Origin of the sequence: Schaalia turicensis, from assembly GCF_019380255.1 — a bacterium.
Taxonomy (GTDB): domain Bacteria; phylum Actinomycetota; class Actinomycetes; order Actinomycetales; family Actinomycetaceae; genus Pauljensenia; species Pauljensenia turicensis_A.
In genome coordinates, this window is sequence record NZ_CP048928.1 from 559,796 (window position 1) to 585,801 (window position 26,006).

Consider the following 26,006-nt stretch of genomic DNA (forward strand, 5'->3'; position numbering starts at 1 on the left):
GGAACGTTCAGCGTGTCTGAAGCCAAGATTGAATGTCCGTTGCCGTCACGTCGGCAGATTCATGGACATAGCGATCTGGACGCGTCTACGCCTCGCAAAAGACAATCCCACGTTACTCGTCGTGTAGCTCGTGTCGGTGTTCTTGCTGTGCTAACGGCAACGACTGTCGCGATCCCGCTGTCGGGGTTTGTTGGCGCTCAGTCTTCTGTTGAACTTCCTGCGCGTGCACTTGGTGTCAGTGCCGGTGACGAGTCCTGGACAACGACAACGGTCGTCGCACAATCGCAGGCCCTTGAAGGGTCCATCACCGCAGCATCTCGCACACGAGTTCGCGCACCTTTGACTCTCAATGGGTGCTTGCCCTCTGCCCAGACAGCCGCGGGCAATCGAGATGTCCAGGTTCGATCCTCGGAGATCTACTGGCCAATGCCAGCAGGAACGTTCGAGATTACGTCGCCGTTCTCGATGCGCGTTTCCCCGATTTCTGGTCAGCTACAGATGCACGAAGGCGTCGACATGGCTGGCCCACTGGGGACTCCGCTACACGCCGTGTATGGCGGCGAGGTTGTCGAGGTCTCTGAGAACAGCCATTCCGGCGCGTTGGTGAAGATCAAGCACGTCCGTGAAGACGGAAGCATTTTCTATAGCGCGTACCTGCACCAGTACATGGATCAGATCAAGGTCCGTGTGGGCGACACCGTAGAAGCGGGACAGGTAATCGGTGCCGTTGGAAACAACGGTTGGTCAACTGGCCCGCACCTTCACTTTGAAATCCATAACTCCAACGACGAGCCCATCGATCCTGAAGCATGGCTTAAAGAAGTTGGCGCAGTTTATCTCGGAGAGCAGGCTTGTTCATGATCCCGGTTTCTTCTCGCGTCGGGCCGATCATTCTTGCCCACAGGGGAGGCAACGAGGTCGCGCCTGAAAACTCGCTTGAGGCATTCGCTGATGCACGTCAGCTCGGTATCCGCCACATTGAAACCGATGTTCATCTGACCGCTGATGGCAAGGTTGTTGTCCACCATGATCCGATGATCGATCGCGTATACAACGGTTCTGGTCTGATTGCTCAGATGACGTGGGATGAGTTGAAGACGTACACGAACGATCACGGTGATCGTATTCCGTTGCTGTCCGAAGCTCTTGAGACCTTCCCGGATCTCTACTTCAACATCGATGCGAAGGTTCCCGGTGTTGAGGGGCCTCTGTTGGATGTTGTCCGTCAGGCTCATGCTGAGGATCGCGTTGTCCTGGCATCGTTTAACGAGCGTCGGCTGAAGTGGCTCAGAGAGCAATCTCAGGGCCAGATTGCAACGTCGTTGGGTAGTCAATCAGTGGTGCGTTTGGTTGCGGCTGCAAAGAGCGCAACGAAGACGCGCACATGGCGGATTCCAGGTTCTCATCAGGGCGTTGTTGCCGCTCAGGTTCCGCTGTCCTTCGGCCCCGTGACCGTTGTGGATCGTCGTTTTGTTGCGGCGGCCCATTCGCATGGTTTAGCTGTCCACGTCTGGACGGTCGATGAGATTGACGATCTTAATCAGCTGATCGCTCTTGGAGTCGACGGCTTTGTGACCAATAAGCCGAAGTGTCTGCGCGACTATCTGATCGATCGCGGACTTTGGGAAGAGCTTCCTCCTCCGGGCGCGATGCGAGGTCAGCACCCGCGCGACTAAGCGTCGTGAGCAGAATGCGCCCCATGCGTTTATGTGCATGCAGGTGCGTTTTCTTTTGCGTTACGCGCGAGCTGGCAGGTTTGGGCGTGTGAGGCGACGTTGTGGGGTTTGCGTGTGGAGTGGATCCGGTTTTTTGCCTCGAATGACCTTCAGAGAGTGCCAGCGAGGTTCTGTATGTTTGATCCGCTGTTGACGTCGATGCTGACCCCATACTTACACACGCATTCGGGGTGTGCGCCGCGCGGCGCACACCCCGAATTGTCTTTCAAGCTGAAAGGTTATCGGTCAGCCACAACGTGGTGGTGAGTGATTACGGGTTCACGCTTTCCAGCTTCCACGTCGTTGGCGAGCTTTACTCGCCACACCATCTGAGCGACGAGGAGCGCTGCCAGTACCCAACCTGCGAGATGAGCGATCATGGATTCGGCAACGAAGATTAAAGCCATGGCAACCAATGTCGGAAGCAAGTCTTGGAACGCTTTCACAACGTATCCGCCGAAGGACGGCATATCGACGCCATCGGCGTCAGCAACTGACTTGACCATGAAGTTCGGACCATTGCCGATGTACGTCAATGCCCCGCAGAAGACTGCACCCAACGAAATCGGGACCAAGTAGTACTCGGGGACACCCGCGATCAGGGTTCCATCGCCACCCAGCGACTTCGCCATTTCGAAGAAAGTCATGTAGGTCGGGGCGTTATCCAAGATCGAGGACAGGCCGCCCGTGAAGATAAAGAAGGTAACGCGGTTCAGGGGGAGGTGCGGTGCAACCTGCTCCAAGAAGCGCAATGCCGGAGCCATCGTCGAGAAGATGCCGATGAACAGGGCTGCAACCTCAAGGATTGGGGCCCACGTAAAGGCATTGTCCTCGTAGCGGATCTTCTTAGAGCCCGCAAAGTAAGAGATTGCTGCGGCGCTGAGCATGACGATCTCGCGCCACGGCACCAGGTCTGCTCCATGCGCGTGGCCTTCAATGATCTCGTGAGCGTTCCACGAGGGGATCTTGGCAACGGCGACGATGACAATGGCGAAAAGAACCAGGTTGAAAGCACCGCGCAGGCGCAGTGGGGTGATCTGGGTATCGTCCCTGACGATTTGCGCTTGAGGCTCCGACGAGTAAAGCAGACGGTCGAGCGAGTAGTACATACCGAGCATCAGCACAAGTACGAACAACCATTCCTTCCACAGCTGGAATGTCCAGGTGAAGGGGACACCGTTCAAGAAGCCTAGGAACAGTGGCGGGTCGCCGAGAGGTGTCAGTATGCCACCGCAGTTAGCAACGATGAAGATTGTAAACAGCACGGTATGTACGCGGTGGGTACGTTCTTTATTCGTCGCAAGAAGAGGGCGAATCAGGAGCATTGCGGCGCCTGTCGTTCCGATGAAAGAGGCAAGCGTGCCACCGATAGCCAAGAAAACTGTGTTGTTCTTCGGGGTTGCGCGAATGTCACCTTCAAGGTGGATACCGCCGGAGATGATGAAGAGCGAAAGAAGCAGAGCAATGAACTGAACGTATTCAACACCGACGTCAATCAGCGCTTCATTTCCGATCATGTACACCATGAATGCCAGCGTGGGTAGGCCTAGAACGAGGGCAACCAGAAGCTGGCTGGAGTTACGTTCCCACCACTTGTGTGTGGCGGGGATGATCGGGAAGAGTGCAATGGATGCAAGCATTGCTACGAACGGCAGAAGAGACCACCATTGGAAGGTCATCGGGATCCTTGTCGTCGATTACTAGGGACAGGCACATATTCGTGCGTACCGTTTCAGCCTAACGTGAAACCGCAATATCTTGCCGAAGATGTCCGTTTTTGATGATTGTGAACACTTTGCCCTGAATGTTCGTCCAGATGTGATTGGGTAACAAAAAGTGCCCCGAACAGGATTCGAACCTGCGACCTTTCGCTCCGGAGGCGAACGCTCTATCCACTGAGCTATCGGGGCTTAACGCATTGAGTCTAGCAAAGGTTGATGGTGGGTGAAGAATGGCGCTTGACTGCTTCACTTTTGTGCATAGGCCGAACGCCCTGATGACGCTTGGGGTGAGGAGTGTCATACTAGGGGAGTTGATTCGCTGATACCCAAGGAAGGGACACAATGCGCGTTCATATTGGAACAGACCACGCTGGCTACGAGCTGAAGGAAAAGGTCGTCGAGCACCTCAAGGAAAAAGGTTACGACGTTGTTGACCACGGTGCCCATGAGTACGACTCACTGGACGACTACCCGCCGTTCTGCATTGAAGCAGCAGAAGCAGTGGTTGCAGATTCCGGTTCTCTGGGTGTCGTTATCGGCGGCTCCGGAAATGGTGAGCAGATGGCCGCGAACCGTGTGAAGGGTGTGCGCGCTGCGCTGGTGTGGAATGATTCGACCGCACGTCTTGCCCGCGAGCACAACAATGCGAACGTCGTCTCTGTTGGTGCGCGTCAGCACACCGTCGAAGAGTGCCTGGCATTCATCGATGCCTTCCTCGAAACCCCGTTTTCTGAAGATGAACGTCACCAGCGTCGTATTTCCGAAATGGATGATTACGACGAAGCGCATCGAAAGTGAGTGGTGTCGTTAGACGCTGAAACTCAATAGAATGGGGTCCCTCGGTTTTCCGAGGGACCCCATTCGCGTTGTCGCAGGGCAAGTAGCTCAGTTGGGCCTGCCCCTAGATGTCGAATCCGAAGTAGGGAGCTAAGGTCAGCGCCACAAGGAAAATGTTGAGTGCCACGATTGCGACGGCAATCAGAGTTCCACAAACCTGCGTGATCGTCGCATTCGAGTGCTCGCCCATAATCGAAGGCTGGCGCGTGTAGCGGATCAAAGGAAGAATCGCGAAGGGAATGCCGAAGGACAGGATGACTTGGGAGACGACCAATGCCCACGTCGGTTCTGCCCCTATGCCGAGGATGATGAGGGCGGGGATTAGCGTGATCAGTCGTCGCACAATCAGCGGGATCCGAATGTGAAGCAATCCGGCCATGATTTCTGAACCGGCGTATGCGCCAACGGATGTCGATGCTAGGCCTGACGCGAGGAGACCAACGGCGAAGATCATGGCAACGACCGGTCCAAGTGCACTGGCGATTGCAGTGTGAGCACCTTCAATGGTGTCTGTTCCGCTGACCCCTGATAGTGCGGATGCTGCGAGAAGAAGCAGACCGATGTTGACGATTCCCGCCAATCCGAGTGCCCACACGATATCAATCCGGGTTGCTCGCAAGTAATGTTTCAGGTCCGCGCGAGGAGCTTTTTCGTCGTGGTCGTTCACCAGCGAGGAATGCAGGTAAATCGCGTGTGGCATCACGGTTGCGCCAAGCATGGACGCTGCGACGAGAACCGAGTCCGTGCCAGCAAATCGGGGGACGAGGCCGGCCACAACTGACGGGCCGTCTGGCGGAGCAATGGCCAGTCCTGCAAGGAATCCGATTGTGATGATGACCAAAAGGCCGATGATGACGCGTTCAAAGATCTTTTGTGTCCCGCTACCTTGCAGGGTTAACAACAATGTTGAAACGACACCGACAATGATTCCGCCAGTAAGAAGCGGGAGCCCGAAAAGGAGGTGAAGTGCTAGAGCTCCGCCGATGACTTCCGCTAAGTCAGTTGCGGCTGCAACGACTTCTGCTTGAAGCCAGTAGCCAATGCGTGCGCGTTTTTTCAAACGTGTGCCGAGAAGAGCGGGCAGTGAAAGTCGCGTGACTAGGCCCAGCTTTGCGCTCAAGTATTGAATGAGCATTGCTGCAAGGTTGGATGCTAGAAGAACCCATACCAGCAGGTAGCTGTAGCGTGCGCCGGCGGTAATGTTTGCTGCAACATTCCCAGGGTCCACGTAGGCGATTGCCGCAACGAATGCAGGACCCAGCAGTGTCGCAAGCGACGGGTGATGGGTCTTTGACGTGCCTGGAGCATGCGACTGCATCTCCGTAGAATCAAGTTTCGGCATACCGGAACCCTAACGCGTTTTTATTGCGCTGTCACTCAAGAATGAAAAGCATGAACACGCCAAAGCAACGCTAGACCAGCGTGACCAGGGATCAAGATTCGCTCGAAGCCTCGTCAACCTGATCGGTGGAGAGCACGGGGTAGGTAGCGAGCACGCAGACGTACTGGGCGAAGGCAATCCCGAAGACGACGAACCAGAAAAGCAAACGGATAGCCCACGGCAGTGAAATTGATGCCAGCACAAGCGGTCCAGCCACAACGAGCAACGCCAACAGAGTCCGATGAAGCTTCGCCGCGGATGCCAAAAGCGCAGCGCTGGCCAAACGCGGAAGATCTTTGACGCTTACGCGTCCCCTGTATGCCAAACGGTGAGCAAACATCGGCCAGACCCACACGTGCGTAAACGCTGCAATCAGCACCACAAACACAATCAGCGCACGAACGATCAATGCCATTGAGTGGGAAGCAAGATGCGTCGTCACAGACCACTCCCACAACAGTAGGGAGAAAAGAAGACCTTCAATAAGTGCAAGGAGAATCGCGGGCAACGCTGCCTTGCGGATAACCTGAGCGACGGCCGGGGCAATCGCCGTGGACTCGGAAGCAATCAAACGCAACGAAACCAGGGTCATCACACCAAGACCCACACCGAAAGTGACGACGGGTAGCGAAATGAGCAAACCGACAACGTTCGCCATCACAAGCGCCGCAATCCACGACAGCACCTGAGCGATTGGCGAATCAGGCCCAAAACGTGAGCTCACTTGGCTTCTCCGCTCTGAACCAGGGGAGCGGTCGTGCCACCAGCATGAATCGTGGCGGGAACAAAGACGTGGCGGACCGGTGCGGAATCATTGATCTGCTCGAATAAGACATCGCAGGTCAAGCGAGCGATCTCAAGGGGAGGCTGAACGACAGTCGTCAGTTCAGGTTCGACAAACTGGCCGATCGTAATACCGTCGAAACCAATGATGGACATGTCATCAGGAATCGACAAACCCGCTTCGCGAATTGCGCGCATTGCACCAATCGCGAGAACATCCGCGATGGCAAAAATCGCGGTCACATCGGGACGCTCTTGAAGCAGGCGCTTCGCCAAGTGATATCCGTGTTCGTAGGTGTAGGGGTTCATCTGCTCGCGTGTTTCGAAGCGAATCAGATCGTCATCAAGCGGAATACCGGCATTTGAAAGAGCCTGTCGATAGCCGGTGATGCGCTGGGCGCCAACAGAAGCATCCCCTTCGGGAACGCCAAGGGCGGCAATCGTTGTATGCCCCAAGTCAATCAGGTGTTGGACAGCGCGGGTAGCTTCTTCTTGGTCATCAACGGCTACAGACGAATACGCCGAATCATCAACCTTGGGCAGACGTGACACCGTGGAAAGCACGAAAGGCACGTTGAACTTCTTGAAGACGGATGCTTCGTGGCGGAAAGAGCCGCCAAGGAAAATAGCTCCCGCCATCAGTTCTTCATCAACGATCTTCGTGGCCTCTTCGACTTCGTCAGCCCAGTGGGGGACCTTCACGACGGTCAGAAGATAGTTCTTTTCGCGGACGATAGCTTCCAATGGATCGAGAACCTGTTGGAAGAACGGATTATCGATACCCTTGATGATCAGGGCAATTGCAGGATTGTGAGAGAGCTTGAGGAAGCGAGCATGACGGTTGGGGCGATATCCCATCTGATCGGCGAGCGCCACAATGCGTTCGCGAGTGGAGTCGGAGATATCGGGCTTGTTATTGAGTGCACGAGACACTGTCACCACACCAACACCGGCGACTTTGGCGATGTCTTTAATCGTGGGGCGGGAATTCGAGGCTCGCATGATCGCCTTCGTTTCGCTCTCTAGAAAACGGGGGTTAAACGGTGCTCGCCCCTTATCGTGGGCCGTGTCATACCAAGTGCGGTGCGACGCATCTTCAGATAAGGGGCGAGTCCGTCATGAGTATGTTCAGCCCTTGACTGCGCCGGCGACGACGCCTTCAATGATGTGCTTCTGGCTGGACAGGTAGAAGATGATGATCGGAATGATCGCAAGAACGAGCATTGCCATCAACGCGCCCATGTCGTTTGAACCGCGCGAGCCGACCAGCTGCTGAACAACAACAGGGATCGTCTTGTACGGGGTCGACAGGCCAATAACCAAGTAGGGCAGAAGGTAGTCGTTCCAGACCCACATCGCGTTGAGGATCGCGACGGTGATCATTACGGGCTTCAGCATCGGCATAACGATGCGGAAGTAGTTCTGAACCGGACCGCACCCATCAATCATGGAGGCTTCTTCAATCTCCAGCGGAATTGACTTCACGAAGCCGGAGATGATGAAGACCGACAGGGGAGCACCAAAGCCCAGGTACAGCAGGATCATGCCGATTGGGTTGTCGAGGTGCAATATGTCAGCGATCTTGACGGTCGGGAACATGACCATCTGGAAAGGAACGATCATCGAGAAGACGAAGAAGAGGTAAAGCAGGTTCGTCCACCACGTCTTCACACGCGTAATGTAGTACGCGGTCATCGCGCAGAAGAAGACGATCAGAATCAAAGAACCAATCGTGATGAAGAATGACCAGCCTGCGGCGGCCAAGAACCCGGTCTGCTCGAGGCCTGTCACGTAGTTCTGAATACCGGCGAAGTAATCGCCCAGTGGCAGAGCAAACGGGTTATCAGAGATGAACAGACGGCCCTTGAACGAGTTCATCAAGATGAAGAACAGGGGGCCAAGGAACACCAGAGTCAGTGCGATCAAAACGATGTAGAGAATCGCCTTGCCGACGGGGTTAGAGCGTTCTTCCGTGGCAACGATGGGGGCAGCCGTTGTGCTCACGCTTCGACCTCCTTGCTACGGGTTGCGCGCAACTGAATGAATGCGATCACGGAAACGATGAGGAAGAAGATCACGGCCTTGGCTTGACCAACGCCCTCGAAACCGACGCGCGAGTAGAATGTGTTAACGATGTTCAGAGCAACCATCTCGGTCATGTCAAGCGGCTGGCCGTTCGTCAATGCGAGGTTCTGGTCGTAGAGCTTGAACGAGTTGGAAAGCGTCAGGAACAAGCAGATGGTGATCGACGGCATGACCATCGGGATGGTCACGTTACGAAGAATCGTCCATTTTCCTGCGCCATCGATTTCAGCTGCTTCAATGAGTTCCTTCGGAACACCCTGAAGACCGGCGATGTAGATGATCATCATGTAGCCGACCATCTGCCAGTTGATCAGGATGATCAAACCGACGAAGCCGTAGGTGGCATTGGTGACCAGCGTGGTTTGCCAGTGCAGCAAGAGTGCGTTCAGAATTGTCTGCCAGGTGTAGCCCAAGACGATGCCGCCGATCAGGTTCGGCATGAAGAAGACGGTACGGAAGAAGTTCGTACCCTTGAGCTTGCGGGTCAGTGCGTAGGCGATTGCGAATGCAAACACGTTGACCGTAATGATGGAAACAATTGTGATGGCGGCGGTGAAGATCAGAGCGGTAACGAAGCCCTGCTTGTCGCTGAATGCATCAATGTAGTTCTGAACGCCGACAAACGTCGCGTTGGTGACGGTCGTGAACTTCGCGAAGGACAGGTACAGACCGATTGCGAACGGGGCAAGGAACGCCAGCGTGTACGCAAGGAATGTGGGTCCGACGAAGAGCAACCCAAATTTCTTAAGAGCTTTAATCATGAAAAGTTCTTCCTTGAACTATGCGAAGGCGGGTGTGCGGGACCCGGTTGGTTCCCGCACACCCGTATTCGGCAGATTAGTGCGGAGCGTTAAGCTCAGGCGCCCTTTTCAGCTGCCCATCCGGTGGTGAAGGTTTCGACGACCTTGTCCCAATCCATCTGGCCTGCTGCGTACTGCGACAGGGCGGCACCGAAGTCATCCTTGAAGGTCTGGCTCGGGAAGGTGGTGAAGACCCACGGAATCGTGGCCAGCTCGGTGTTGGACAGGTAGGAAACAACTTCCTTTGCTAACGGGTCGGCCGGCTGCTCAGCATCGGTGAAGGTGTTGAACGGCGGGATGAAGCCGAGGTCTTCGACCATGTACTTCTTGCCCTTTTCGGAGTTGATCAACCAGTTGACGAAGTCGATCGAAGCCTTCTGCTTGGCCTCGGAAACCTGAGAGTTGATCGAGAAGAAGTTCTCAGTGCCGATGTTCAAGCCCTGGGTTTCTTCGCCCTTGTGTCCGGTGTAGATCGGGAGCATCTTGACATCTTCAGGCTTGACAGTGTTGCCTTCGATGTCAGAAATCTGGCCGTATGCCCAGTTGCCATTCTGAACCATAGCGGCCTTGCCGAGGGCGAACTCAGCCATGGAGTCGTTGACTGCCTTGGAGGAAGCGAGCTTCGGATCAATGGTGGAATTCTGCAGGTAGAGATCGAAGATGTTCTTGAACTCATTGCCGTGCGAGAAGGTCATTTCTGCCTTGTCGTCCACGCCGTCGTCCTGGTACTCGAAGTAGACGGGAAGGTCGGCGAGGTGCGTCTGCCAGCGCCAGTCTTCACCGGGCTTGAGTGAGGTTGAAGCAAAGACGCCGTCGATGCCGAGCTCGTCCTTGCGGGCCTGCATGTCCTCAACAACAGTCTTCAGCGTGGCGAAGTTGTTGATTTCTTCCATCGAGGTGGCCTTCGCGCCGGAGAGGGCGAAGTACTTGTCCATGATGGACTGGTTGTAGATGATGCCATAGCCTTCGACGACGTAAGGAACGCCGTAGACCTTGCCATCTTCACCCTTGACTGCCATTGATGGGTCAAGGAGAGCCTTGTTGAAGTCGGTGTCGGTCAGGTCGGCGGTATAGTCCTGCCAGTTCTTCAGGCCGATGGGGCCGTTGATCTGGAACAGGGTCGGAGCGTCTGACTTGGCGATTTCAGACTTAAGGGTCTGCTCGTAGGTGCCGGAGGCTGCCGTGACGACCTTGACCTCGACGCCGGTTTCCTCGGTGTACGCCTTGGCGATTTCCTGCCAGGTGGCATCGGATTCAGGCTTGAAGTTCAGGTAGTAGACGGAGCCGGTGGTGTCATCGGCTGAATCTGAACCTGACGAGCAAGCTGCCAGAGTAGAAAGGGTGGCGGCTGCTGCAACGGATGCTGCGGCGACCTTCATAAACTTCGACATCGCAGGTGTCCTCCTTTGGACGCTTCGAGTTCGTGACGCTACCTGAAGTGCGTCAAGTTGATGCGATAGCGGGGGCTACGTCTGAAGAATTGTTATCTCCGTCGGTAACGTTTCCGGTGATAGTGAGCATAGGACGATGAAGGTGTTTGCGTCCACATTTTTAAAAGATTGTCAGGTCACAATTTGGTGACGAAAAAATGGCTTGGTTGAGTCATTTAATGGCTGTTGGGTTGTTTTTAAATCATTTACGGATACGTTACCGGTAACGATTCCGTTCCTGACCTGCAGATTTGCTTTCAATTCGTCCTATTTCACCTCGGTGCGCGTAGCTAATCGGGGACGAAAACAACTACCCTAGAAGGCGTGACTCCAGAAGAACTTGCACTTGTTATTCGTCAGGCCATCATCGCTGCTATCGATAATGGTTCGCTTACCCTGAATGCTGAAGACGTTCCCGACCCTGTGAAGGTTGAGCGTCCGCGCAACCGCGACCACGGCGATTGGGCAACCAATATCGCGATGCAACTGGGTAAGAAGGCCGGCATGGCGCCTCGTGACTTCGCGCAGCTTCTCACTTCCGCTCTTGTTTCAGTTGAGGGAATCGACGAGGCCGAGATCGCAGGACCGGGCTTTATTAACATTCGGCTCGGTGCTGCATCTGCTGGTGAACTTGCTCGAACGATCATCGAAGCTGGCGATGCCTATGGCGCCGGAGACAAGCTTGCTGGCAAGCACGTGAACCTCGAATACGTGTCCGCAAACCCGACCGGTCCGGTTCACCTTGGCGGTGCTCGCTGGGCAGCTGTCGGTGACTCGCTTGCTCGTCTGATGGTTGCAGCGGGTGCGCAGGTAACCCGCGAGTACTACTTCAACGATCACGGTTCGCAGATTGATCGCTTCGCGCGTTCCCTCTATGCCCGTGCAATGGGTCAAGAAGCACCTGAAGACGGCTACGGTGGCCAGTACATCGCCGATATTGCTGCCCAGGTGCGTGCCGATGCGGCTACGGCCGCTCAGCCTGATCCTGTCACCCTCGAAACTGAAGAGGCTGTTGAAGTCTTCCGCGCTCGTGGCGTAGAGCTGATGTTCGGCGAGATCAAACAGCGCTTATCTGACTTCCGTTCTGAGTTCGATGTCTTCTTCCACGAAGACTCTCTCCACGAATCAGAGGCAGTCGCTCGTGCGATTGAAACCCTGCGCGAACGCGGAGAGGTCTTCGACCAAGATGGCGCCGTGTGGTTGCGCACTACCAAGTACGGTGACGACAAGGATCGTGTCCTCATTAAATCGGATGGTCAGGCCGCCTACTTCGCTGGAGACGTTGCCTACTACTTGGATAAGCGTCAGCGTGGCGCAGACGTCGCAATCTACCTGCTCGGTGCTGACCACCACGGTTACATCGGTCGCATGATGGCAATGTGTGAAGCCTTCGGTGATAAGCCGGGTGAGAACATGCAGATCCTCATCGGTCAGATGGTGAACTTGGTGAAGGATGGCAAGCCGGTTCGTATGTCGAAGCGTGCGGGCACGATCGTGACTCTTGATGACCTTGTTGACGCTGTGGGTGTCGACGCGGCCCGCTACTCGCTGGTCCGCGTTTCGATGGACTCCAACCTCGACATCGACCTTGACCTGCTGTCATCGCACACGAATGAAAACCCCGTCTACTACGTCCAGTACGCACATGCTCGTACTCGTAACGTTGCGCGCAATGCCGCCGAACACGGCGTGACGCGCGAAGCTGGATTCGAGCCCTCAGCTCTCGATACGCAGGCGGATTCGGATCTTCTGGGTGTGCTTGCCCAGTTCCCTGCCCAGGTCGCCCAGGCTGCTGAGCTACGTGAACCGCACCGTGTCGCCCGCTACCTCGAGGCTCTCGCTGCTGCATACCACACGTGGTACGGCCAGTGCCGCGTCACTCCTCGTGGAGATGATCCAGTCGATGCGGGTCACGTTGCCCGCCTCTGGCTGAATGATGCCGTGACGCAGGTTCTGCGTACCGGCCTTGGCCTGTTGGGCGTCGCTGCTCCAGAACGGATGTGACGTGGGGGAAGCGCCAGCATCGTTTGACGCCCGCCCCATCGGGGACCTGATTTGCCCAGAGCCCGATCAACGGCCCGACATGTGGCCTTGGTCGGCCAAGCGCCTTGACAATGGTGTTCTAGAAATCGGTGGAGTTTCTTTGACGGACCTTGCCGATGGCTTTGCCACGCCCGCGTTTGTCCTCGATCGCGCTGATCTTGCTGGACGCGCGAATGTCTGGGCGACCGCGATGGCCGAAGAATTCTGGGACGGCTACGGAATGAATGGCGGTGACGCCTTCTACGCCGGCAAGGCATTCCTTTCATCCGACGTAGTCCGTGTCGTCACGGACGCAGGGATGGGAGTCGATACGGCTTCCCTCGGCGAGCTGACAATGGTGTTGCGCTCCGGCGCAAACCCCGCCAAAGTGGGGTTGCACGGGAACAACAAGCTTGATAGCGAAATCGAACGTGCGCTGTTGGCAGGCAACAAAGAAGGTATCGAGCGAATCTTCATCGATTCCCTCTACGAAGTCGGCCAGATCGAACGCATCGCTCAGAAGCTGGGCGTCGTCGCACGTGTCATGGTGCGCGTGAAGACGGGTGTGCATGCGGGTGGAAACGAATACATTTCCACCGGGCACGAGGATCAGAAGTTCGGCGTTGGTGCCTTCGATGGTCAGCTTGACGAGGTCGTTGACTCGATTGCCTCCTCGGATCATCTTGAGTTGCGAGGCCTGCACTCGCATATCGGCTCGCAGATCATCGGCATTGACGCATTCGTTGAAGCGGCTACGATTATCTGCCGGCTGGCGAAGCAGATCCAGGAGCGTACCGGCCTGACAATTCCCGATATTGATCTTGGCGGTGGGGCTGGCGTTGCCTATACGGGTGATGACGAAACACCGACTTCGCCTATTGAGATAGCGCGCGCAATTGCGGGTGCAGTGCGTGACGTGTGCGCTGAGCTGGACTTCCCCGTTCCACACGTTTCAGTTGAGCCTGGGCGTTCGGTTGTTGGACCCGCGATGGTGAGCCTCTATCGCGTTGGGGCCGTAAAAGACGCGACCCTAGGAGATGGCCTGAAGCGTCGCTACATCGCGGTCGATGGGGGGATGGCTGACAATATTCGACCGGCTTTATACGGGGCACGCTACACGGCGACGCTCGCGAATCGTGTGTCCGATGTCGAACCAGTGCGCTCGCGAATCGTGGGCAAGCACTGCGAGAGTGGCGACGTTATCGTCTGGGATGTTGATCTTCCGAGTGATGTGCACGCCGGGGACCTTCTCGTTATCCCGGTGACCGGCGCCTACGGTTATTCGATGGCATCGAACTACAATATGCTGACCAAACCGGGTGTTATTGCTGTTGAAAGCGGTCAAGCGCGTTGGATCATGCGTCCTCAAACCATTGATGACCTGCTGGAACTCGATACTGGACTTGCCAGCCTTGCCACCGCCAACGACACGTAGGGGCGAATTCTTCAGCGTATGTCGTTCATGTTTTTCCTTAAAGAAGATCAGTTCACTGTTGAGTCACGCACGTGAAAAGGAAAGGATGCGCAGTGCGTTCATGATCGGCCTATTCAACGTCTGCTACGACGGTTTTCAATCCCGATTTCACCATGTGGTGGTGCGAGTCATGCCTGCGCCTCGTTGAGCACCTTGAGTGGGAATTATCGACGAGGTTTCGCGCGCGATGTCGGCTTCGCGCTCATCGGGTCTTCAGGCCACGGATGCTTGGGATAACGACCCCGTAGCTGGGATCGCACCTGCTGGTAAGGCCCTGCCCAAAAACTTGCGAGGTCTGATGTGACGGCAGTGGGTCTGCCCGCGGGGTCCGTCAAGTGAATAAGAAGGGGAAGACGCCCGTTGGCGAAGGTGGGCGTTACAGTCCAACCGAAGGCTTCCTGTACCCGCAGTGTCACCGTTGGAGTGCCAGTTGACCAGTCGATTTTCCTTCGCTCTCCGGTGGGAATCTTAATGTCGGCGGGAGCCCACTCGTCGAAAGAACCCGCATGCCGCCAAGGGATCAAGCTCCTGATGAGCGACGCAGTGTCAATCCTGGCGATCGATTCACCCTCTGCCAACGCGGAAATGAAGGGAGCGCACCACGAGTCAGCGTCGGCAATCAGCGCAACATCGCTCACGTCGGGCCACATATCGGGCGCTACCGCGTGCAACGCTGAGAGACGAGCGCGCATATGTGTCGCAGACTCAGTCCACTTCAGCATTGAAAGACCGTGGGTGGTGAACTCATTGGTGAGTAGACGCATGACATCCTCAGGGCTGGGCTTCACATTGCGTGGTTGCCCAAGTGCAATGACGCCAAGCATTGTGGTTGCGGTTGCGCGGATTCTTCGACCGCTGAGCGTGCAGTCCGTGCGCTCCGTGATGAGTGAGTGTCCTAGGGATAGTGCGTCTTCGGCGCTAATCGGAACAGCCGCTCGAATGAGACCATCGGCTCGGCCGACACTGCGCGTCACATCCGTGATTGCCAGCCAATCGCTTCCCGCCAGCGGAGACGAAGGTGGGAGGGAAGCTCCCTGCCCGTCAGCAAAAAGATAGGTTCCGCTTTGTCCACCTCGCGCGCGAGCAATCCACGTTGGGTGAGCAAGCCCAGCAACGAGGCCAATCGCCTCTTCGTCAGAGAGCCTGCCGGGGTCGGAATGGGGATCCGCCCAGCGTTCGAGGCGCTTTGAAGACTGACGTACCCGACGGGCAATATCGGCGTGCCCCGCCTTCAATCGTCGAGCAAAATGTGCCAGGTCACCGTTGCCAACTCGAGGATTCTCACCGAGAAGAGCGACAAAGTATGCGGCGCGTTTACTCCCGATCAGTGGTGAAGCGGCAATCAAAGCCTTCCCGAGGAAAGGGGAAACAGGCATTCGAGCAACGCGACGACCAAGTGTCGTCGGAGAATAATCGTCGTCCACAAGGTCTGCGGCGTGGAGGCGCTCGTGGGCACGCTTTAACGCTCCAGGCGGGGCTGGGTCAATAAGCGCCAACGCATCCAAACCGCCACTGGTCCAGCAACGCGCTTGAAGCTCAGCGTCTGCAAGATCCGTCGACAGGATTTCCGGGGTGATCTGGTCGGGTCTGCGCGCGAAACTCACCTGATCAAAGCACCGATAAACCGTGCCCGGCCCGAGTCTGGCAGAGCGCCCAGCACGCTGATCACAACTCGCGCGAGGCGCTGGAACTGTTATCAATGAACCTGCATCGCGTTGAACGTCATACGACGGAACGCGTGCAAGACCAGAATCCACAACACATCCAATGCTCGGCACGGTCAAAGACGACTCTGCGATCGACGTTGTAATAATGATCCGTCGGACTTTCTGACTATCGTCGACGCTCAGAATCGCGTCTTGCTGTCCGGGAGCGAGGTGCCCGTGCAGGCCCCGCACATCCATCATGACCCCGCCCACTTCGTGGAGGCCGAACCCTCCTAAAGCCTGGGCGGCCTCGTCGATTTCTTTGGTGCCGGGCACGAAAACGAGGATGTCGGAATTGGTCTGGCTGACCGCTTGTCGCGTGACTGACGCGATGTGCGAGATGAACTCACGCGCGACCACCACATTCCCGCTACTTGTCGTTGCAAGAGGTTGGGTAGACGGCGCCATCCAATGCGTCGTGATCGGATGCAGTGCTCCGGGAACATCAACAACGTTGACCTCATTGAGGACGCCGCCAAGGAACGAAGCTAAACGATCAGCATTCAAAGTTGCTGATGTGAGAGTCAGGTGAAGATCTGGGCGTAGGACGCTCATCGTGTCCACGATGAACGCAAGCGACAGATCCGTTTCAAGATGGCGCTCGTGGAACTCATCGATGACCACGGCGCCAACGCCTTCAAGCTCCGGATCGCCCTGTAGGCGACGAAGCATAATACCGGGCGTGACAAATTCGACCCGAGTACGGTCGGAGACCTTGACGTCGCCTCGTACTCGATATCCGGACGTGTCACCCACCTTTTCGCCGAGGAGCCAAGCAAGACGGCGAGCAGCACTACGCACCGCGATCTGGCGTGGTGCACACACGATCACACGAGTATCGAGGATCGCTTCAAGAAGAGGAGGAAGCAAAGTCGTCTTACCGGAGCCAGGCGGAGAAGAAAGAACTAGGGCATGACCTGGCTTGATTGAAGGTGCAATGCGATCCAAAGCGTCGGCGATAGGCAGGCGCGGTAGGTTAGCCAGAAGGGGATCGCACGCACTCATGGGATAAGTATGACGTGAAGTCGCTAGACTGTGGAATACGAAGAAAGAAAGGGAGCATCAGTGACAGACCCTGACGTTGCGCGAATTGTCGCATCAACCCGTCACATTTCAATCCCTGCTGACCTTGATCCTCTGATGCTGCTTGGTACATCAGATCAGGTGTTGCGCGCTCTGGAACACGGTTTCCCGCGCGTGAACTTCCACGTCATCGGCCGCGATATTTCGCTCACCGGCTTTTCTGCGGATCTTGGTGTTGCCGGCGACTTGATCGAAGAACTGATTTCTTTGGCGAAGAAGGGGCAGCCACTGGATGCGCAGGCAGTCGAGCACGCCATCTCACTGCTGACCCGAACATTCGCAACGCCCGCTGTTTCCGACGAAATTCTTTCCGTCCGTGGTCGTTCTATCCGCCCGAAGTCTGCTGGTCAGAAGGCCTATGTTGATGCGATTGATCGGTCGACGATAGTCTTCGGACTCGGCCCGGCGGGTACGGGTAAAACCTATCTTGCGATGGCAGCCGGCGTGCAACGTCTGCTTTCCGGGCAGGTCAAGCGCATTGTGCTGACACGTCCTGCGGTGGAAGCGGGGGAGAACCTCGGTTTCCTGCCCGGTTCCCTGACCGACAAGATCGACCCGTATCTGCGTCCGCTCTACGATGCGCTGAAAGACATGCTCGATCCCGAGGTTCTGCCGAAACTCATGGCTGCGGGCACAATCGAAGTCGCCCCTCTGGCGTACATGCGCGGTCGCACGCTGAACGACTCCTTCATCATCTTGGATGAGGCGCAGAATACGACGCCGAACCAGATGAAAATGTTTTTGACGAGGCTCGGATTCAACTCTCAGATTGTTGTTACTGGCGACGCGTCTCAGGTGGATTTACCGGGTGCTGGTCAATCCGGTCTTGCGGTCATCTCGAAGATCCTGAGTGACATCGACGGAATTGAATTCTGCTACCTGACCAGCGCAGACGTAGTGCGTCATCAGCTGGTCGGAGTAATCATAGACGCCTACGAGCGTTGGGAAGACCGCCTGAGCGCTCAACGCTCCATATCTGGGCGAACACGTACGAATGTTTCGCGCTCACGCGCAGTTCGGACGGGCAGGCTGTCATCTGATCGATCACGCACTGGTCACTACCGGGGAGGAACCGATGACTGAAGTCATCAACGAAACTGATTTCGTCATTGACGGGAGCGAATTCGCAGCTCTTGCTGACCACGTGCTGACGCAGATGCACGTTGCCACCGACGTTGAACTGAACATTCTGTTCATCAATCCAGAGCCGATGGAAGACCTGCATTTGCGCTGGCTTGATCTTCCTGGACCGACCGACGTGATGAGCTTCCCGATGGACGAGCTCCGCCCGGGAAGTGCCGACAACCCGACTCCGTCGGGAACGCTTGGTGATATCTGCATTTGCCCGCAGGTCGCCCAGAAACAGGCACTTGAAGCCGGTCACGCGATGGTTGAAGAAATGCTGATGCTGGCCACCCACGGCATGTTGCATCTGCTCGGCTACGATCATGCAGAAGAAGATGAAAAGAAAGTCATGTTTGACCTGCAACGCAAGCTACTGCTGACTTTCCTGGCAACTCGATGACCTCTTCTGCCACCTCACTTCCTCTTCCTGCTCTGATCATCATTGCGGTTGTCGGGCTTTTCTTAGCTGCGATGCTTCAGTCGATCGAGGTTGCGTTTTCTCGTATGTCGATTGCGCGTGCAACGGATCTGGTTGAAGAAGAACGCCAGAATGCTTCCGCACTGTTGGCTCTGCTGAACCATCGCAGGCGGGCGACGCTTGTTTTGCGTGGTTTTCGCACGTTTTTCCAAGTGATTGTTGCCGTCTCATTGACGCTTGCGTTTTCTGCGATGTCGTTGGCGTGGTGGGCGACAGCTCTCGTTGCTTTACTAGCGATCACCTTCGTCCATTTCGTCTTCATTTCGCTTGCTCCCTCCCGTTGGGGACAGCGCAGTCCAGAGAAGATTGCTCTGTCGGGAGCACCGTTGGTCTCTTCCCTTGTTACTTTGACAAGATTCCTCGACCCTCTTGTTGAAGCCATCCGTGGGCGTCTTCCCGCATCTGGCCTGACGGAAGCCGAAGCACGCGCCGAAATGGCAAATGACCTGCGTGAAATGGTCGACCAGGTGGGTGAAACCGAAGGACTTGAAGACGAGGATCGCGCAATGTTGCGGTCCGTTCTGGACCTGGGGCATACGCTTGTCCGCGAAGTGATGGTTCCCAGAACTGAAATGGTGACCGCCCCGGCGGATCTTCCCGCTCATAAAGCCTTGCGCCTGTTTGTCCGCTCGGGCTTTTCACGCATTCCTGTTGAAGGTGACGATGTCGATGACATTCGTGGCATCCTCTACTTCAAGGATGTTGTTGCCCGCTTGCAGAACTACGGGGCGGACATGGACCAGGTGGCAGAGCAGATGATGCGCCCGGTCGAGTTCACCGTCGAAATGAAGCCCGCAGACGATCTGCTTCGTCTGATGCAAGCAGACCACTTCCATATGGCGATCGTCATCGATGAATACGGTGGAGTAGCGGGGCTGGTGACCCTTGAGGACCTCATTGAAGAAGTCGTCGGTGACCTCACCGACGAACATGACAAGGGAATTATTGAGCCCGAACAACGTGACGACGGATCGTGGCGTGTACCTGCACGCTATCCAATCACCGAGCTCGGCGAGCTTTTCGACCTTGAACTTGAAGATGACGACGTGGACTCTGTCGGTGGTTTGCTTGCAAAGGCATTGGGGCGCGTCCCTCTTCCCGGGGCGCAGGGTGACGCATTAGGCATCCACATGCTCGCCGAAGAAGCACGAGGACGCCGTCGCCAAGTTGGTACGATTGTGTGTTCGCTACTCGTGGCGAGCGATGAATCGACCGAAGAAACCAGTGAGGACGCATAATGCATTTCCCCAGTGATGACGAGCTGATGGCAGGCCCGAACGCGTTCGAAAGCGATGAAGTGTGTGTCGATGACAGTGATATTGATGCTGGCGAACTACGCGCATTGGGGGACGAGGTCGCGCACACCACTGAGTTCGATGACGTTGATGACGCGGACAGCCAGGCCTTCGATGACGTCGATCTCGACGACGCAAGTGACATTGACCCCGAAGATGTGTTCGCTGTCGTTGAGGGAATGAAAGCCCTGCGCGACGAAACGAACGTGGGCACCGGCCTGATGATCCCAGACTTTCCAGAGGACTTCCGTGCGGGATTTGTCTCTATCGTGGGTCGTCCGAACGTAGGTAAATCAACTCTGACAAACGCGCTTGTCGGCCAGAAGATTGCGATCACATCGGGTCGTCCTGAAACGACGCGTCACAATATTCGTGGCATCGTCCACGGTGAAAAGAGCCAGCTGGTTTTAGTTGATACCCCCGGATATCACCGTCCGCGAACGCTTTTGGGTAAGCGCCTGAATGACATGGTTCGCGAGGCGCTCGCGGAAGTTGATGTCGTCGTCTTCTGTTTGCCTGCTGACCAGCGTATTGGTCCTGGCGACAAGTTCATTGCCCGCGAATTGAAGGACGTTCGTCGTCCGATTATTGCTGTTGCGACGAAGTGCGATCTGGTGAGTCGAGAGCGCCTGATGAAACACCTGCTGTCGATTGACAAGATGGGTGATTTCGCGGCGATCGTTCCCGTCAGTGCTTTTGACGGAAATGGCATTGACCAGTTGCTTGATGTGCTGACGAAGACGGTTCCGCTCTCCCCACCGCTCTACCCGGATGGGGATGTGACCGATGAATCGCGTGACACACTGATTGCGGAGTTCATTCGCGAAGCTGCACTTGAAGGGGTCCGTGATGAGCTTCCGCACTCGCTTGCAGTTCAGGTTGAAGAGATCGTTGCCAGGCCTCGACGGCAGGGTGATACTCGTCCACCGCTCATGAACGTGCACGTCAACGTTTATGTTGAACGCGATTCTCAGAAGGCCATCATCATTGGTAAGAAGGGATCGCGCCTGAAAGAGATTGGCTCAAAGTCGCGTCCTTTGATCGAGGACTTGCTGAAAGCGCGTGTGTATTTGGATCTGCATGTGCGAACGGCGAAAGACTGGCAGTCAGATCCGAAAATGTTGGGACGTCTCGGGTTCTAGATGAAGAGCGATTACTCTTCTAGTTCCGCGACGGTTGTTGCTCTAGGAGGTAATGCTCTAGGGCAGACACCCGACGATCAGTTGCACCTGTTGCGTCAGGCTGCGCCAGTCTTGGTGAGTTTGGCTGATGCGGGCCCTCTTGTGATCGCTCACGGGAATGGACCCCAGGTTGGTCAGATCACGCGCGCGTTTTCACTGGGCGTTGCAGCTGACCCCGGTGTGCCCGACGTTGATCTTCCAGAGATGGTTGCGATGAGCCAAGGCTACATCGGCGAGCACCTGGTGCGTTCAATCGACGAGGCTGGGGCGAGGCGCGGATATTCCGGCAAAGTAGTCGGTCTTCTGACTCGTGTGGAAGTCGATCCCAATGATCCAGCATTTGCTGACCCGACCAAACCGATCGGTCAGTTTCTGACTCGGGAAATGGCAGAACAGCGGATGAAGGAAGAGCCCGGATCCGTGTACCGCGAGGATGCTGGGCGTGGATTTAGGAAGTATGTTGCCTCTCCATTGCCACATCGGATCGTTGAAATTGAGGCGGTTCAAGCTCTGACAAACGCCGGCTTCATCGTCATCGCTTCAGGCGGTGGCGGTATCCCAATTATTCGCACCGACTATGGAATGAAAGCCGTGGACGCGGTTATCGACAAGGACCGAAGCGCAGCTCTCATGGCTGATGAGTTGGGAGCCTCTGCTCTGGTTATCCTGACTGCAGTTCCGGCGGTTGCCGCGGGGTGGGGAACACCAATGCAACACTGGCTTCACCACATTTCTTTGGATGAAGGGCGTGCTCTGATTGAGTCGGGGGAACTTGCTGAAGGTTCTATGCGCCCCAAAGTTGAAGCAATCGTTGACTTCGTATCGAAGGCCCCGGCTGGTACGGTTCGCCGTGGTGTCATTTGCGCGTTGGCGGATGCTGATAGAGCTCTGAGCGGTGAAGTGGGAACAACCATCACCTCGGTGTGACCAATGGTTAAACGCGCGTTGCTACGATGCTCGGGACAATAGAGCCATAACATCTTTGACGATTATTGGTCTTGCTACGACGATCTTTACACTCTTCTGCACTGTTTCATCTTCTATGTGGAAGCCTTTGCCTGGGAAGGGTCGCCCCCGCGCGTTCATTCTTCGGCGATAGCGCTGAAGAAACGCGAAAGTACGCGTTCTACGCCTACAACCAGGGCACGTTCCCCTTGATTGCGGTGGCCGGCCTCGTGATTGGGTTGGTGATCTGAAAGGCGAAAACGTCCACATAACGAAGCGGACGCGTACGTTTACCCCCGTCTGTCATACGCTACGAGGCATGAGCCGAGAATGGATGCTCCTGCTTCTTTGCCGTGACGAGGCCTGAAAGGGTCGAAACCTCGCCACGGCTCAACGTGTTTCGACCCGACGCCCACCGATAACCGGGCGAATCAGGATAGCGAAGAAAGAAACACAATGAAGACGACTGGAAACGTCCCCACTCCTGCTGGCTCGCACATGCCGATTGTGAAGTACAAGCCGTTCCTCGACACGAACCCCGTTGTTCTGGACGACCGCAGGTGGCCCTCGAATCGGATTACTCACGCACCTCGCTGGATGTCGACGGACCTGCGCGACGGTAACCAGGCACTGATTGAGCCGATGGACCCGGTTCGTAAGCGCAAGATGTTCGACCTGTTGGTCAGTCGCGGATACAAGGAGATCGAAATCGGTTTCCCCGCAGCATCGCAGACTGACTTTGATTTCGTGCGATCCCTGATTGACGAAGATGCCGTGCCGGACGATGTGACGATTTCGGTTCTGACCCAGTCTCGCCCTGAAATCATCGAGCGCACCCTTGATGCCCTCGTCGGTTTCCCGCGCGCGACCGTCCACCTGTACAATGCGACGTCGCCACTGTTCCGCGAGCTCGTCTTCGGCAATGACAAGGCGCAAACGATCGACTTGGCTGTCTTTGGTGCACGCGAAGTGGTGGCGCAGGCAGAAAAGCGTCTGGGCGATGAAACGATCTTCGGCTTCGAATACTCGCCCGAAATCTTCGTGGATACCGAACTCGACTTTGCTCTCGAAATCTGCGAATCCGTCATGGATATTTGGCAGCCCGAAGACGACCGCGAAATCATCTTGAACCTGCCAGCAACCGTTGAACGTGCAACGCCGAACGTTTATGCCGACCAGATCGAATACATGGCACGCAACCTCAGCCGTCGCGACAACATTGCGATCAGCGTGCACCCGCACAACGACCGTGGAACCGGCGTTGCTGCGGCTGAATTGGCATTGCTCGCCGGTGCAGACCGCGTGGAAGGTTGCTTGCTCGGCCAGGGTGAACGCACCGGTAACGTTGACCTGTTGACCCTGGGGCTCAACCTGTTCAGCCAAGGCATTGACCCGGGTGTTGATCTGACGAATATCGATGAGATCCGTCAGACCGTCGAATACTGCACGTCGATGGAAACGTCACCGCGTGCGCCTTACGTGGGTGACCTTGTCTACACTTCTTTCTCCGGATCGCACCAGGATGCGATTAAGAAGGGCTTCGTCGCCCGCAAGAAGAAAGTTGGAGAAGCTGGCGGTGACGAAAATGCAGTGGTGTGGGAGTTGCCCTACTTGCCGATCGACCCGCACGATGTGGGTCGTTCCTACGAGGCCGTTGTCCGCGTGAACTCGCAGTCCGGCAAGGGTGGCGTCGCCTACCTCATGTCGACCACTCACAATCTGGAACTGCCACGTCGTCTGCAGATCGAGTTCTCTCGCATCGTTCAGCGACACACGGACTCCTACGGTGGCGAGATCGACGGCGATACCCTCTGGCAGATCTTCGCCGATGAATACCTGCCGAACTCGGCAGCGAAGAACCTCACCGCCTGGGGTCGCTTCGAACTCGGAACTTCTCACGTGACGACTAACGCCGACGAGCAGGTTGATCTGAAGGTGATACTGAAGGATCAGGGTGAGCCCGTCGAGGTCAAGGCACACGCCGGCGGTCCGATCGAAGCATTCGTCAAGGCACTCGGCCAGTTTGACGTGGATGTCCGCGTCCTCGACTACTCCGAACATGCGATGAGCCAGGGCGGTGACGCGAAGGCAGCGTCCTATGTTGAAGCCGCCGTCAACGGCCAAATCCTCTGGGGTGTCGGTATCGATTCGTCGATTACGCGCGCAACCTATAAAGCAGTTATTTCTGCGGTGAACAGGGCTTTGCGCTGACATACAGGGGAGAAACGGGGCGGGTACGACCACTTCGTTCCCGCCCCGGCCATTTTCCAGTCGCCGTTTTCTCTCTGCAATTTCAGCCAGGGACTCGACAGTCGCCTCGTCCCCGCATTGCATAACGCGCCATTAATGCACCGAAGTGGGACAATTTCACCGTGATGAGAACGTATCGAGACGAAGCGATCGTGCTTCGCACACACAAACTGGGGGAGGCCGACAGGATCATCACACTGCTCACCGCGAATAACGGTCTGGTTCGCGCAGTCGGTAAGGGCATACGCAGAACAACGTCGAAGATGGGCGCACGTCTTGAACCATTCGGCGTGATTGACGTGCAACTCCATCGCGGGAGGAACCTCGACATCATTACCCAAGCTGAAGTCATTACCCAGTACGGTGACGCGTTATCGAAAGATTTTGAGCTGTATGCCCGCGCATGTGTCATGATCGAGATCGCAGAGAAACTGACTGCTGATTCTGATGATGGAGTGCGCTCCCAACATCTTCTGCTGATCGGTGCTCTCTACGCTCTTGCACACGTGCGTCACGACCCCAATCTGGTGCTCGCATCGTATATTCTCCGCGCGCTTGCGATAGCCGGCTGGGCACCTTCGTTCTTCGATTGTGCCGTGTGCGGAGCCCAGGGGCCACACGCTGCTTTCTCCATTCAGGAAGGCGGTGCCGTCTGCGAAAACTGCCGACCCGTCGGAGCGTCAGCTCCCTCTTTCGAAGCAATGGAATTGATGGGGGACCTGCTGTCCGGAGAGTGGGGCCGAGCCGATAACTCGCCGGATTTCGCTCGCATTGAGGCATACGGGCTTGTCAACGCCTATGCTCAATGGCACGTTGAACATCGCATTCGTTCATTGCGGGTCCTTGAAAGGAACAGTTGATGGCACCTGAAGCGAATCTGACACCGATGGATCGAGCCGGCGGTGATCCCAGCGCGCCTCTGACCGGGCCGGGTCAGTGGCATCAGCCTGTTCCCGAATTTACTACTGGGGAAGTGCCCGCGCACGTTGCGCTGATCATGGATGGTAACGGCCGTTGGGCGAATTCACGAGGCCTCGCGCGCACCGAAGGACACCGCGCCGGTGAATATGCGCTGATGGATACGATCGCGGGTGCCATTGATGCGGGAGTCCGCTACCTGTCGGTGTACACGTTCTCCACGGAAAACTGGAAGCGGAGCCCAGCAGAGGTCCGTTTCATCATGAATTACGCGACCGACGTTCTTGCTCGCCGTACCGATCAACTGAATGACTGGGGAGTCCACGTGCGCTGGAGTGGGCGTGAACCCCGCCTATGGAAGTCCGTCGTGAAGGCCCTGTCGAAGGCAGACGAAGCCACGAAAGATAACTCCACACTGGACCTCATCATGTGCGTGAACTATGGCGGTCGTGCAGAGATCGCTGATGCTGCGCGAGATATCGCTAGGCAGGTCGCAGCGGGGAAGCTCCGCCCAGATGGCGTGACAGAAAAGTCATTTGCCCATCACCTGTATCTGCCCGATGTTCCTGACGTTGACCTGATGATTCGCACGTCGGGGGAGAAGCGCATCTCCAACTACCTGCTCTGGCAGATGGCGTACTCGGAAATGATGTTCATTGATACGCCGTGGCCTGCGTTCGATCGTGAAGTGCTGTGGGACTGTCTGCTCGAATACGCAGGGCGTGACCGCCGATTCGGGGGAGCGATCGATCAGGTGGGGTCGGCCTCGTAAAAACG

General features: G+C 56.3%; 21 protein-coding genes and 1 tRNA gene. 13 read left to right on the forward strand and 9 right to left on the reverse strand.

Features of this window, described 5'->3' with window-relative positions; genetic code table 11:
- The first annotated feature begins 12 nt into the window (after positions 1-12).
- Together G5S47_RS02375 and G5S47_RS02380 are read left to right on the forward strand one after the other, a co-directional pair.
- Positions 13-861: a M23 family metallopeptidase gene (locus G5S47_RS02375; protein ID WP_219585741.1), complete on the forward strand. Its 849-nt coding sequence runs from the start codon at positions 13-15 to the stop codon at positions 859-861.
- Entirely contained in the window at positions 858-1,676 is an 819-nt protein-coding gene (locus G5S47_RS02380) for a glycerophosphodiester phosphodiesterase family protein (protein WP_103633527.1), read from the forward strand. The genes G5S47_RS02375 and G5S47_RS02380 overlap by 4 nt, the downstream gene beginning before the upstream one ends.
- Before the next feature lie 278 nt (positions 1,677-1,954).
- Here the strand turns inward: G5S47_RS02380 and G5S47_RS02385 are convergent, their stop codons facing one another.
- Complete coding sequence (locus G5S47_RS02385) at positions 1,955-3,394, reverse strand: sodium:proton antiporter (protein ID WP_103633528.1); 1,440 nt, start codon at positions 3,392-3,394, stop codon at positions 1,955-1,957.
- A gap of 158 nt (positions 3,395-3,552) precedes the next feature.
- Positions 3,553-3,625: transfer RNA gene (locus G5S47_RS02390), tRNA-Arg, on the reverse strand.
- 153 nt (positions 3,626-3,778) lie between these two features.
- Here G5S47_RS02390 and G5S47_RS02395 point away from each other — a divergent pair.
- Positions 3,779-4,234: a ribose-5-phosphate isomerase gene (locus tag G5S47_RS02395; protein ID WP_219585742.1), complete on the forward strand. Its 456-nt coding sequence runs from the start codon at positions 3,779-3,781 to the stop codon at positions 4,232-4,234.
- Positions 4,235-4,337: 103 nt separating this feature from the next.
- Here G5S47_RS02395 and G5S47_RS02400 read toward each other — a convergent pair whose 3' ends face one another.
- The 6 genes from G5S47_RS02400 to G5S47_RS02425 form a co-directional block, all read right to left on the reverse strand.
- A complete protein-coding gene (locus tag G5S47_RS02400) occupies positions 4,338-5,591 on the reverse strand; it encodes an Nramp family divalent metal transporter (RefSeq protein WP_219585858.1) in 1,254 nt (417 codons plus the stop codon).
- A 115-nt stretch (positions 5,592-5,706) separates the two neighbouring features.
- Complete coding sequence (locus G5S47_RS02405; protein ID WP_219585743.1) at positions 5,707-6,378, reverse strand: hypothetical protein; 672 nt, start codon at positions 6,376-6,378, stop codon at positions 5,707-5,709.
- Positions 6,375-7,439 carry a LacI family DNA-binding transcriptional regulator gene (locus G5S47_RS02410; protein ID WP_006681759.1) on the reverse strand — a complete coding sequence of 355 codons (1,065 nt, stop codon included), beginning with the start codon at positions 7,437-7,439 and terminating at the stop codon, positions 6,375-6,377. The genes G5S47_RS02405 and G5S47_RS02410 overlap by 4 nt, the downstream gene beginning before the upstream one ends.
- A 126-nt stretch (positions 7,440-7,565) precedes the next feature.
- Positions 7,566-8,441, reverse strand: coding sequence for a carbohydrate ABC transporter permease (locus tag G5S47_RS02415; protein WP_219585744.1), 876 nt, complete (start codon positions 8,439-8,441; stop codon positions 7,566-7,568).
- Positions 8,438-9,283 carry a carbohydrate ABC transporter permease gene (locus G5S47_RS02420; protein ID WP_006681757.1) on the reverse strand — a complete coding sequence of 282 codons (846 nt, stop codon included), beginning with the start codon at positions 9,281-9,283 and terminating at the stop codon, positions 8,438-8,440. The genes G5S47_RS02415 and G5S47_RS02420 overlap by 4 nt, the downstream gene beginning before the upstream one ends.
- Before the next feature lie 95 nt (positions 9,284-9,378).
- Positions 9,379-10,713: an ABC transporter substrate-binding protein gene (locus G5S47_RS02425; RefSeq protein WP_219585745.1), complete on the reverse strand. Its 1,335-nt coding sequence runs from the start codon at positions 10,711-10,713 to the stop codon at positions 9,379-9,381.
- 363 nt (positions 10,714-11,076) lie between these two features.
- Between G5S47_RS02425 and argS the strand changes: the two genes are divergently transcribed.
- Positions 11,077-12,756: an arginine--tRNA ligase gene (argS, locus tag G5S47_RS02430; protein WP_219585746.1), complete on the forward strand. Its 1,680-nt coding sequence runs from the start codon at positions 11,077-11,079 to the stop codon at positions 12,754-12,756.
- A gap of 79 nt (positions 12,757-12,835) precedes the next feature.
- Positions 12,836-14,209 carry a diaminopimelate decarboxylase gene (lysA, locus tag G5S47_RS02435; protein WP_373273798.1) on the forward strand — a complete coding sequence of 458 codons (1,374 nt, stop codon included), beginning with the start codon at positions 12,836-12,838 and terminating at the stop codon, positions 14,207-14,209.
- A 203-nt stretch (positions 14,210-14,412) separates the two neighbouring features.
- Here the strand turns inward: lysA and hrpB are convergent, their stop codons facing one another.
- Positions 14,413-16,959, reverse strand: a complete 2,547-nt coding sequence (gene hrpB / locus G5S47_RS02440; RefSeq protein WP_219585748.1) for an ATP-dependent helicase HrpB — start codon at positions 16,957-16,959, stop codon at positions 14,413-14,415.
- Between the two features lie 135 nt (positions 16,960-17,094).
- On the opposite strand from hrpB, the gene G5S47_RS02445 reads away from it, so the two are divergent.
- The 8 genes from G5S47_RS02445 (at position 17,095) to G5S47_RS02480 (ending at position 26,001) form a co-directional block, all read left to right on the forward strand.
- Positions 17,095-18,120 carry a PhoH family protein gene (locus tag G5S47_RS02445; RefSeq protein ID WP_083856973.1) on the forward strand — a complete coding sequence of 342 codons (1,026 nt, stop codon included), beginning with the start codon at positions 17,095-17,097 and terminating at the stop codon, positions 18,118-18,120.
- Positions 18,113-18,562 carry an rRNA maturation RNase YbeY gene (gene ybeY / locus G5S47_RS02450; RefSeq protein WP_006681751.1) on the forward strand — a complete coding sequence of 150 codons (450 nt, stop codon included), beginning with the start codon at positions 18,113-18,115 and terminating at the stop codon, positions 18,560-18,562. The genes G5S47_RS02445 and ybeY overlap by 8 nt, the downstream gene beginning before the upstream one ends.
- The gene (locus G5S47_RS02455; RefSeq protein WP_219585749.1) at positions 18,559-19,878 is read left to right on the forward strand and encodes a hemolysin family protein; all 1,320 of its coding nucleotides are present in this window, start codon (positions 18,559-18,561) and stop codon (positions 19,876-19,878) included. The genes ybeY and G5S47_RS02455 overlap by 4 nt, the downstream gene beginning before the upstream one ends.
- Positions 19,878-21,077, forward strand: a complete 1,200-nt coding sequence (era, locus tag G5S47_RS02460) for a GTPase Era (protein ID WP_219585750.1) — start codon at positions 19,878-19,880, stop codon at positions 21,075-21,077. Before G5S47_RS02455 ends, era begins: the two co-directional genes overlap by 1 nt.
- Positions 21,078-22,043, forward strand: coding sequence for an amino acid kinase family protein (locus G5S47_RS02465; protein ID WP_219585751.1), 966 nt, complete (start codon positions 21,078-21,080; stop codon positions 22,041-22,043).
- Between the two features lie 474 nt (positions 22,044-22,517).
- Positions 22,518-24,272, forward strand: a complete 1,755-nt coding sequence (gene leuA / locus G5S47_RS02470) for a 2-isopropylmalate synthase (RefSeq protein ID WP_219585752.1) — start codon at positions 22,518-22,520, stop codon at positions 24,270-24,272.
- 164 nt (positions 24,273-24,436) lie between these two features.
- Positions 24,437-25,171, forward strand: a complete 735-nt coding sequence (gene recO, locus G5S47_RS02475; RefSeq protein ID WP_040318689.1) for a DNA repair protein RecO — start codon at positions 24,437-24,439, stop codon at positions 25,169-25,171.
- Entirely contained in the window at positions 25,171-26,001 is an 831-nt protein-coding gene (locus tag G5S47_RS02480; RefSeq protein WP_103633533.1) for an isoprenyl transferase, read from the forward strand. The genes recO and G5S47_RS02480 overlap by 1 nt, the downstream gene beginning before the upstream one ends.
- The last annotated feature ends 5 nt before the right edge of the window (positions 26,002-26,006 follow it).